Origin of the sequence: Streptomyces sp. NPDC060205, assembly GCF_042728395.1 — a bacterium.
Lineage (GTDB): Bacteria > Actinomycetota > Actinomycetes > Streptomycetales > Streptomycetaceae > Streptomyces.
The window spans coordinates 1-8,871 of record NZ_JBHWZP010000365.1 but is presented as its reverse complement, the minus strand read 5'-3'; the positions used below and the strand labels follow the sequence as shown (position 1 = coordinate 8,871).

Genomic DNA, 8,871 nt, shown 5'->3' with positions numbered 1-8,871 from the left:
CCCCTGAAGGGGCGCGGGGAACTGCGCGACAAGCCCCCACCGGGCCCGCACCCGTCACCCCTCCCCAACCGCCCCCTCCCGTTCCCGCACCACCTTCATCCGCACCGCATGCGCGTTCGTCCGCACGTCGTACGTCATGAGCTTCGGCAGGCACACCGCCAGCACCCCCACCGCGGCCACGCACATCACACCCCCGGCCCACACGGACGCCCGCACGGAGAACACCGCGGCCATCCCGCCCGCCCGCACCTGCCCCAGCTGCGGCCCGGCCGAGTACGACAGCAGTTCGATCCCCGCGAGCCGCCCCCGCAGCTCGTCGGGGATCGTCTGGTTCCACATCGCCGCCCGGAAGATCCCGCTGACCATGTCGAAGCAGCCGGCGAGCGTCAGGAACAGCAGCACCAGCCACACGTCGCGCACCATCCCCGCGGCCACCATCGCGAGCCCCCAGCACGCCGCCGCGTACGCCACCATCCGTCCGTGCCGATGGATGCGCGAGGTCCACCCGCTGGTCAGGCTCACCAGCAGCGACCCCGCGGGCAGCGCCGCGTACATCAGCCCGAGCGACCACTCGGCGTCCAGTTCGTCCGCGAGGAAGGGCAGCACGGCGAGCGGGAACGCGAAGAACATCGCGGCCAGGTCGATCGCGTACGTACCGAGCAGTTCCTTGCGGCTCCACGCGTACCGGGCGCCCTCCGCGATCGACCTGAGCGACGGCTTCGCCGCCTCGTGCGCGGCGGGCGACGCGGCGAGTCCCACGGCGAGGACGAGCGAGACGACGAACGTGCCGAGGTCCGCGGCATAGGCCCAGCCGAGCCCCGCGTACGCCACGACGAGCCCCGCGACCGCGGGTCCGGCGACCCCGCCGACCGTCCAGCGCAGCGAGTTGAGCGCGGCGGCGGCCGGCAGGTGCTCGTGCCGGACGATGCGCGGGGTGAGCGCGTCGAGCGCCGGCCGCTGCACCGCGACGAGTGCGGAGGACAGCGCGGCGACGGCGTACAGCGGCCACACCAGCGGTTCCGGCAGCAGCGCGTTGACCAGCAGGACGGCCGACAGCGCCCCCTGCCCCGCCTCCGTCCATATGATCAGCTTCCGCTTGTCCAGGGCGTCGGCGAGCGCCCCGCCGTACAGCCCGAACACGATCAGCGGGACGAGTTCCACGGCGCCGATCGCGCCGACGGCGACCGCGGAACCGGTCAGCTCCTTCATCTGCACCGGCAGGGCGACGAACGTGAGGAAGCTGCCGAAGTTGGTGATGAGCCCGGCCACCCACAGCCGCCGGAAGTCGGCGGAGGTCCGCCACGGCGCGAGATCGGGCAACAGCGCCCGCCACCGCGAATCGGCCTTGGGTTCGGGCTTGCTCGGTTCGGTCACGACGGGCCATCCTGCGGTCGCGACCCCGCCGCGGACAAACGCTTTTCCGGCCGGGGCGGCCCCGCCGCCGAGGCGCCGGCCGGATCACCACCGCGCGGGCGGCGGTGCCGTCAGCCGGTCCGCCAGCCGTGACAGCCGGTCGCTGAACCGGCGCCGGCCCCGGGGCGCGGGCAGCGAGTTCTCCCCGGTGGCCGCACTGACCAGATGCTGAACGGTGTCCAGGTCGAGCCCCGCGTCCGGATCGGGCCCGGCGTCCGGACCGAGCCTCGAATCAAGGCCGGGTCCCGCGTCCGGGCCGGGCCCCCCGTCGGGGCCCGGCCACGGCGGCACCGCCAGCGCCTCGTGCGCCATCGCGTGCAGCTCCCGGTCGCCCGAGTCCAGCGCGAGGATCGTCGCCCCGGCCCGGCGCGCGTCGTGCACCCGCTCCAGGAGCGGCGCCCCGGGCGCGCCCGGCGCCACGACGAGCAGTGTCTCGCCGCGCCGGGCCGCCTCGATCCGGCCGAGACCCACCGCCAGATGGGCCGGGTCCCCGGGCCGCGCCCCGTGCCGTACCAGCGTCGGCGTCAGCTCCGGCGTGCCCGACCAGGCGGCCTCGTCCACCAGATGGGCGGCGAGGTGCCAGGGCTCGTACTCCGCCGTCCCCACCAGCAGCAGCCCGCCCCCGTGCGGCAGCACGGACGACCGCAGCACCCCCGCGAACCGCCGTGTGGCGCCCGGCCACTCGGTCCCGGCGAGCACTTCACGCAACAAGGCCACCCGTACGGCATCCATGGGGCCGCATCCTGCCGCAGCCGACTGCTCGTCAGACGGCGTTCACGGCGAATTCGCCCATCCTGGGCAGAGTGGCCCGTTCACCAGTGCACCCAGTCGGCAAGGAGAGGGAGGGGTCCATGACCGGAGTTGAGATGTCCGTGCCGTTCCGGGCCGGGCAGGAGGGCTACGCGAGCTTCCGTATCCCGGCGGTCGTCGTCACCGGCGAGGGAACCCTGCTCGCCTTCTGCGAGGGCAGGGTCGGCTCCCGGGACGACTTCGGCCACATCGACATCGTGCTGAAGCGGTCCACGGACGGCGGGCTGACCTGGGGACCGCTCCAGGTGGCGGCCTCGAACGGCGAGGCGCTGGCCGGGAACCCGGCCCCCGTCGTCCTCGACACCGGCAGGATCCTGCTCGTCCACGTCCGCAACGCCGCCCTCGCCACCGAGGACGCCATCCGCCGGGGCAAGGTGAGCGCCGCCGACGGGCGCCGCGTCTGGCTCCGGCACAGCGACGACGACGGCCACACCTGGTCCACCCCGCGCGAGATCACCGCGCAGGCGAAGAAGGCGCCCTGGCGCTGGTACGCCACCACTCCCGGCCACGCCCTGCAGCTCACCGGCGGCCGGGTCGTCGTCCCCGCCAACCACTCCCTCCCGCCGGCCGGCACGGACACCGGCACCGAGGGCAAGTACAACGGCGGGCACTGTCTGCTCAGCGACGACCACGGCGCGACCTGGCGCATCGGGTACGTCGACGACAACCCGGGCAACTACATCAACGTGAACGAGACCACCGCCGCCGAACTCCCCGACGGCCGCGTCTACTTCAACACCCGCAACGACTCCACCGCCCCCGGCACCCGCGCCGACGCCTACTCCCGGGACGGCGGCCGGACCCTGGTCAAGCCCTTCCGCCCGCAGGCGGGACTCGTCGGTCCCGTCGTCGAGGGCAGCCTGCTCCAGCTGCGCGCCCCCGACGTGCTCCTCTACTCGGGCCCCGCCGACCCCGGCTTCCGCGCGCTGCTGACGGTCCGCGCGAGCGCCGACGACGGTGTCACCTGGCGCACGGCACACACGGTCGACGGACTGCCCGCCGGGTACTCCGATCTCGTGCGCGTCGACGACGGCACGGTCGGACTCCTCTACGAGACGGGGGACTTCAGCGCGTACGAGACGATCACCTTCCGGCGGATCCCCGTGACGGCCCTCACGTGAGCGGCGCCGGCCCGAAGCACGCACGTAAAGTCGGCCCCATGACCTCTACCTCCACTGACAGCGCACAGAAGGCCCCCGCCAAGGACCCCTGGGACCTTCCCGACGTCTCCGGGCTCGTCGTCGGCGTGCTCGGCGGCACCGGTCCGCAGGGCAAGGGTCTCGCCTACCGGCTGGCCCGCGCCGGACAGAAGGTGATCATCGGTTCGCGGGCCGCGGAACGCGCGCAGGCCGCCGCCGACGAGCTCGGACACGGCGTCGAGGGCGCCGACAACGCCGAGACCGCCCGCCGCAGCGACATCGTGATCGTCGCCGTGCCGTGGGACGGACACGGCAAGACCCTGGAGTCGCTGCGGGAGGAACTGGCCGGCAAGCTCGTCGTCGACTGCGTCAACCCGCTCGGCTTCGACAAGAAGGGCGCGTACGCGCTCAAGCCCGAGGAGGGCAGCGCCGCCGAACAGGCCGCCGCGCTGCTGCCGGACTCCCGGGTCACCGCCGCCTTCCACCACCTGTCGGCCGTGCTGCTCCAGGACCCGCAGATCGAGGAGATCGACACCGACGTGATGGTGCTCGGCGAGGAGCGCGCCGACGTCGAGATCGTCCAGGCGCTGGCCGGCCGTATCCCGGGCATGCGCGGCATCTTCTCCGGGCGGCTGCGCAACGCCCACCAGGTCGAGTCGCTGGTCGCGAACCTGATCTCGGTGAACCGCCGGTACAAGGCCCACGCGGGCCTGCGCCTCACCGACCTCTAGGACCGCCGGGCCGCGAGGCCGTGTACGGGCGCGTTCGGGACGTGGGGGACACTGGAGCCGAGCAGTGTCCCCCTCCGGAACGCGCGCGCTGCGGCGCCGGGTCCCGGAGTTCCCCGACAGGAGCAGACCCCATGTCCCGACTCGCCCTCTACGCCCTCGTCGTCTGCGTCCTCGCCACGGCGGCGGCCGTCGTCTCCTTCGTCCAGGGCAGCTGGCTGGGGATCGTGTGGGTGCTGCTCGCGGGCCTGTCGTCCAACATGACCTGGTACTACCTGCGCCGGGACCGGATGCGCCGCAAGGCGTCGGCGCCCTCCGTCACCGGCTGACGCCACCCGCTGACGCGGCGGCCCGTCAGCCGCCGATCGAGCAGTACTGGTCCGTCTCCGTCCAGAACCGGTAGAGGTTCTGCCCGCAGTACGTCCGGATCTCGTCGATGCCCAGCGTCCGCAGCAGCGCGTCGATCGCGTCGAAGAACTGGTTGTTCACCTCGGGGATCCACAGGATCGCGAAGACGAACAGCAGACCGAAGGGCGCGTACGGCTCCACCTGGCGGCGGATCTTGTACGACAACCAGGGCTCGATCACGCCGTAGCCGTCCAGGCCCGGGATCGGCAGGAAGTTCAGCAGCGCGGCCGTGACCTGCAGCAGCGCCAGGAACGCGAGGGCGAACTGGAAGTCGGCCGGTACGCCGTCCAGCGCGTCCAGCCAGAACGGGGCGGTGCACACCACCGCGAACAGCACGTTCGTCAGCGGGCCCGCCGCCGAGATCAGGCTGTGCTTCCAGCGGCCCCGGATCCGGCTCCGCTCGATGAACACCGCGCCACCGGGCAGACCGATGCCGCCCATGATGACGAAGAGCACCGGCAGCACGATGCTCAGCAGCGCGTGCGTGTACTTCAGCGGGTTCAGGGTCAGATAGCCCTTCGCGCCGATCGAGATGTCGCCGCTGTGCAGGGCCGTGCGCGCGTGCGCGTACTCGTGCAGACACAGCGAGACGATCCACGCGGCCGTCACGAACAGGAACACGGCGACGCCGGGCTGCTCGGCGAAGCCCGTCCAGGTGGCCCAGCCGGTCACCGCCGCGACGGCCACGATCCCGAGGAACACGGGGCTGATACGCCGGTCACTGTGCCGGCCTGTGGCGGTGGTCATGGGGTGGGGCTCCCTGGAATGTTCGAACGGGCTGGGCGTGCCGGGTAGACCGTACCGGTGGTGTGGGGGGAACGTCCCAGGGAGGGGCGCAGGTTCCTGCGGTCCTCCACTCACGTCCTGGGGCCTGTCCGGCAGGCCCTGGGCCCGTTTCCGGCCGTCCCCGGTTCATGCCGGTCCAAAATCCGGCGCGGGCCAGGGGCGCGGACAGGGACAATGGTCCGCGTGCGCTACCGCATTCTCGGCACCACCCAGGCACTCCGCCCCGACGGCACCCTCGTTCCGGTCGGCGGGGCGCGGCTGCGCGCCCTGCTGACGGTGCTCGCCCTGCGCCCCGGCCGGACCGTGTCCGTGGCCGTGCTGGTCGACGAGGTCTGGGGCGCGGACCCGCCGGCCGACGCCCCGGGCGCCCTCCAGGCCCTGGTGGGCCGGCTGCGCAGGGCACTGGGCGCGGACGCGATCGGCTCCGACGAGGGCGGCTACCGGCTGCGCGCGGCGGCCGACGACGTCGACCTGCACCGGTTCGAACGGCTCGCGGGCGAGGGCTCGCGCGCGCTGGCCGACGGCGACCCCGGCAAGGCGGCCGTCATCCTCGACGACGCCCTCGCCCTCTGGCAGGGCCCGGCCCTCGCCGACCTCCCGGACCGTACGGCGGAGGCGTCGCGCCGGGAGGCCCGCCGGCTCGACGCCCGGCGCGCCCGCCTCGGGGCCGCCCTCGCCCTCGGCCACGCCGAGCAGTCCCTGCCCGACCTCACCGCCCTCTGCGACACCCACCCGCTGGACGAGCCGCTCCAGGTGCTGCGCCTGCGGGCCCTGCGCGACGCGGGCCGCGCGGCGGAGGCCCTGGCCGCCTACGAGTCCGTACGCCGCCTGCTCGCCGACCGCCTGGGCACGGACCCGGGCCCGGAACTGCGCTCCCTGCACTCGGAGTTGCTGAACGGCACCCCGGACGACCACGACCCCGCCCCTCACAGGGGCGCGGGGAACGGCGCGACAAGCCCCCACGGCCCCGCACCCGAGACACCACCCCGCCCGAGCCACCCCGGCAGCCCCGAGCCGTCCCGGTACGCCGCCGGCCCCGGCCCGCGCGAGCGGCCCGCGCCACGCGGCAACCTGCGGGCCCGGCTCACCTCCTTCGTCGGGCGGGACGGCGATCTGGCCACCATCCGCGGGGACCTCGCCGGGGCGCGGCTCGTCACGCTGCTCGGGCCGGGCGGGGCCGGCAAGACCCGGCTGTCGCAGGAGGCGGCGGAGGGCGTCGCCCAGGACCTGCCCGACGGCGTGTGGCTGGCCGAACTCGCGCCCGTCGACGATCCGGAGGCCGTCCCCGAGGCCGTCCTCACCGCCGTCGGCGCGCGGGAGACCGTGCTGCGCAGCGCCGGAGCCGAGGAACTGCGGGCCGTCACCGACCGGCACGACGACCCGCTCGTCCGGCTCACCGAGCACTGCGCCAAACGCCGCATGCTGATCGTCCTCGACAACTGTGAACACGTCGTGGACGCCGCCGCCCGCCTCGTGGAGCAACTGCTCGAACGCTGCCCCGGACTGACCGTACTGGCCACGAGCCGCGAACCCCTCGGCGTACCGGGGGAGTTGCTGCGGCCCGTCGAGCCGCTGCCCGAGCCGTACGCGCTGAAGCTGCTCGCCGACCGGGGCGCCGCCGCCCGGCCCGGTTTCCGCACCGAGGACGACCCGGAGGCCGCCGCCGAGATCTGCCGGCGCCTGGACGGACTGCCGCTCGCCATCGAACTCGCCGCCGCCCGGCTGCGGATGCTCACCCCGCGCCAGATCGCCGACCGCCTCGACAACCGCTTCCGCCTGCTCACCTCCGGCAGCCGTACGGTCCTGCCCCGCCAGCAGACCCTGCGGGCCGTCGTCGACTGGTCCTGGGACCTGCTGGACGAGGACGAACGCGACGTACTGCGGCGGCTGTCCGTCTTCGCCGGCGGCTGCGACCTCGCCGCCGCCGAGGCGGTCTGCGGACCCGCCGCACTGGAGGCGCTGGGCTCCCTCGTCGACAAGTCCCTCGTGGTGGCCGCCCCTTCGGGCGAACACACGGGCGAGGGGGCGGACGAGAGCACCGGCCCGGGCGACGGCGCCATGCGCTACCGGCTCCTGGAGACCGTCGCCGAGTACGCCGGACAGCGCCTCGACGCCTCCGGTGAGCGCACCGCGACCGAGCGCGCCCACCTCACCTACTACCGCGAACTCGCCCGCACCACCGACCCGTTGCTGCGCGGCCCCGGCCAGCGCGCGGCCATCGAACTGTTCCAGCTCGAAAGCGAGAACACCCGCGCCGCCCTGCAGCGAGCCGTCGCCGCAGGCGATGAGCAGGAGGCGCTCTGCCTCGTCCTGTCCCTCGCCTGGTACTGGCAGATCCGCGACCTGCGCATGGTCACCCGCAACTGGACGCGGGAGGTCATGGCGATGGGCCCCGACCCGTTCGCGCCCCCCACCGAACGGGCCGTCCCGCTGTACGAGTCCTGCATCGCCGAGCCGCCGCCCATGAGCCAGGACGTCCTCGTCGAGGCCAGACGCGGCGTCCATCTCCTGCACCTCGCCTGTATGGACCTGGAGCTGGACACCTGGCAGACACCGGAGGCGGAGGCCAAGCTGCTCGCCGTCAACGAGGCCTACGAGCCCGGCCTCCCGCAGGTCTGCCGCAACCCCGGCTACCTCTGGTTCTTCGCCGTGCTGCTGACCGGCGACATGGACCGGCTGCGCCGGGTCATCGACGCGAGCGTGCGGACCTGCCGGGAACTCGGCACCCGCTGGGAACTGGCCGTCGCCCTGCAGATGCGCGCCAACATGCTCGCCAACCGCGCCGACTGGGCGGGCGACGCCACCCGGGACGCCGACGAGTCGCTGGAGCTCTTCGTCGGCCTCGAAGACGCCTGGGGCGCCGCCGAGGCGCTCTCCGCACGCGGCGAGGCCCATGAGCGCAAGGGCGCGTACCAACTCGCCGCGAAGGACTACGAGACGGCCATCACCCACGCCGAACGCCTCGGCGCCCGCGCCCAGATGGCCATCCTCACCACCCGGCTGGGCAGCGTGCTCATCGACGCGGGCGAGACCGGGCGGGGCGAGCGGCTGCTGCGCGAGGTCCTGGAACAGGGTGACGGCGCGCAGAACGAGGCCATGCCCGGGGCCCGGCTCTTCCTCGCGATGTGGCTCGGCCGCACCGGCCGCGTCGCCGAGGCGCGGGCCCAGATGGAACGGCTGTGGGAGGACTTCGGCGCCGTCCGCTTCGTGGTCTTCGACGGGTTCGTCATGGGCGTGGAGGCCTGGCTGGACTCGCAGGAGGGCCTGTACGACGAGGCGGTGGTGAAGGTGCGGGGAGCCCTGGAGCGGGCCAAGGACCCGCTGACCCAGATGATCGCGCCGCACATGTTCTCGGTGCACCTGGCCACCGCGTCCATCGCGCTCGCCGGGGCCGAGGGCGGCCGGCGCGCCGAGGACGCCGCCCGGTGCCTGGGCGCCGCCGACGAACTCCTGCCGCCCGGACACTTCCGGGCCGTCGTGGAGCACGAGATCAGGGCACAGGCCGAGGCGGCGGCGCGCGGGGTCCTCGACGACCGGGTGTACGAGGCCGCGTACGCGCAGGGCGGCGGCCTCTCCTTCGAGGAGGC

General features: G+C 73.9%; 7 protein-coding genes. 4 read left to right on the top strand and 3 right to left on the bottom strand.

What is annotated here, in order from left to right:
- Positions 1 to 54: 54 nt before the first annotated feature.
- The gene (locus tag ACFWGJ_RS37920; protein ID WP_387333512.1) at positions 55 to 1,374 is read right to left on the bottom strand and encodes an MFS transporter; all 1,320 of its coding nucleotides are present in this window, start codon (positions 1,372 to 1,374) and stop codon (positions 55 to 57) included.
- 84 nt (positions 1,375 to 1,458) lie between these two features.
- Positions 1,459 to 2,145: a hypothetical protein gene (locus ACFWGJ_RS37915; RefSeq protein WP_387333511.1), complete on the bottom strand. Its 687-nt coding sequence runs from the start codon at positions 2,143 to 2,145 to the stop codon at positions 1,459 to 1,461.
- Between the two features lie 119 nt (positions 2,146 to 2,264).
- Between ACFWGJ_RS37915 and ACFWGJ_RS37910 the strand changes: the two genes are divergently transcribed.
- From ACFWGJ_RS37910 to ACFWGJ_RS37900, 3 genes are all read left to right on the top strand, one after another.
- Positions 2,265 to 3,344: an exo-alpha-sialidase gene (locus ACFWGJ_RS37910; protein ID WP_387333510.1), complete on the top strand. Its 1,080-nt coding sequence runs from the start codon at positions 2,265 to 2,267 to the stop codon at positions 3,342 to 3,344.
- A 38-nt stretch (positions 3,345 to 3,382) separates the two neighbouring features.
- On the top strand, positions 3,383 to 4,093 hold the full coding sequence (gene npdG / locus ACFWGJ_RS37905; RefSeq protein WP_387333509.1) for an NADPH-dependent F420 reductase: 711 nt from the start codon (positions 3,383 to 3,385) through the stop codon (positions 4,091 to 4,093).
- Positions 4,094 to 4,224: 131 nt separating this feature from the next.
- A complete protein-coding gene (locus ACFWGJ_RS37900; protein WP_387333508.1) occupies positions 4,225 to 4,419 on the top strand; it encodes a hypothetical protein in 195 nt (64 codons plus the stop codon).
- Between the two features lie 25 nt (positions 4,420 to 4,444).
- Here the strand turns inward: ACFWGJ_RS37900 and ACFWGJ_RS37895 are convergent, their stop codons facing one another.
- On the bottom strand, positions 4,445 to 5,245 hold the full coding sequence (locus ACFWGJ_RS37895; protein ID WP_387333507.1) for a site-2 protease family protein: 801 nt from the start codon (positions 5,243 to 5,245) through the stop codon (positions 4,445 to 4,447).
- 213 nt (positions 5,246 to 5,458) lie between these two features.
- On the opposite strand from ACFWGJ_RS37895, the gene ACFWGJ_RS37890 reads away from it, so the two are divergent.
- The coding region (locus ACFWGJ_RS37890; RefSeq protein WP_387333506.1) for a BTAD domain-containing putative transcriptional regulator at positions 5,459 to 8,871 on the top strand (3,413 nt) is incomplete at its 3' end.

Excerpts from the sequence above, each read along its gene's own strand:
- ACFWGJ_RS37915 (WP_387333511.1), bottom strand. The coding sequence starts at position 2,145 with ATGGATGCCGTACGGGTGGCCTTGTTGCGTGAAGTGCTCGCCGGGACC.
- ACFWGJ_RS37895 (WP_387333507.1), bottom strand. The coding sequence starts at position 5,245 with ATGACCACCGCCACAGGCCGGCACAGTGACCGGCGTATCAGCCCCGTG.
- ACFWGJ_RS37900 (WP_387333508.1), top strand. The coding sequence starts at position 4,225 with ATGTCCCGACTCGCCCTCTACGCCCTCGTCGTCTGCGTCCTCGCCACG.
- ACFWGJ_RS37910 (WP_387333510.1), top strand. The coding sequence starts at position 2,265 with ATGACCGGAGTTGAGATGTCCGTGCCGTTCCGGGCCGGGCAGGAGGGC.
- npdG (WP_387333509.1), top strand. The coding sequence starts at position 3,383 with ATGACCTCTACCTCCACTGACAGCGCACAGAAGGCCCCCGCCAAGGAC.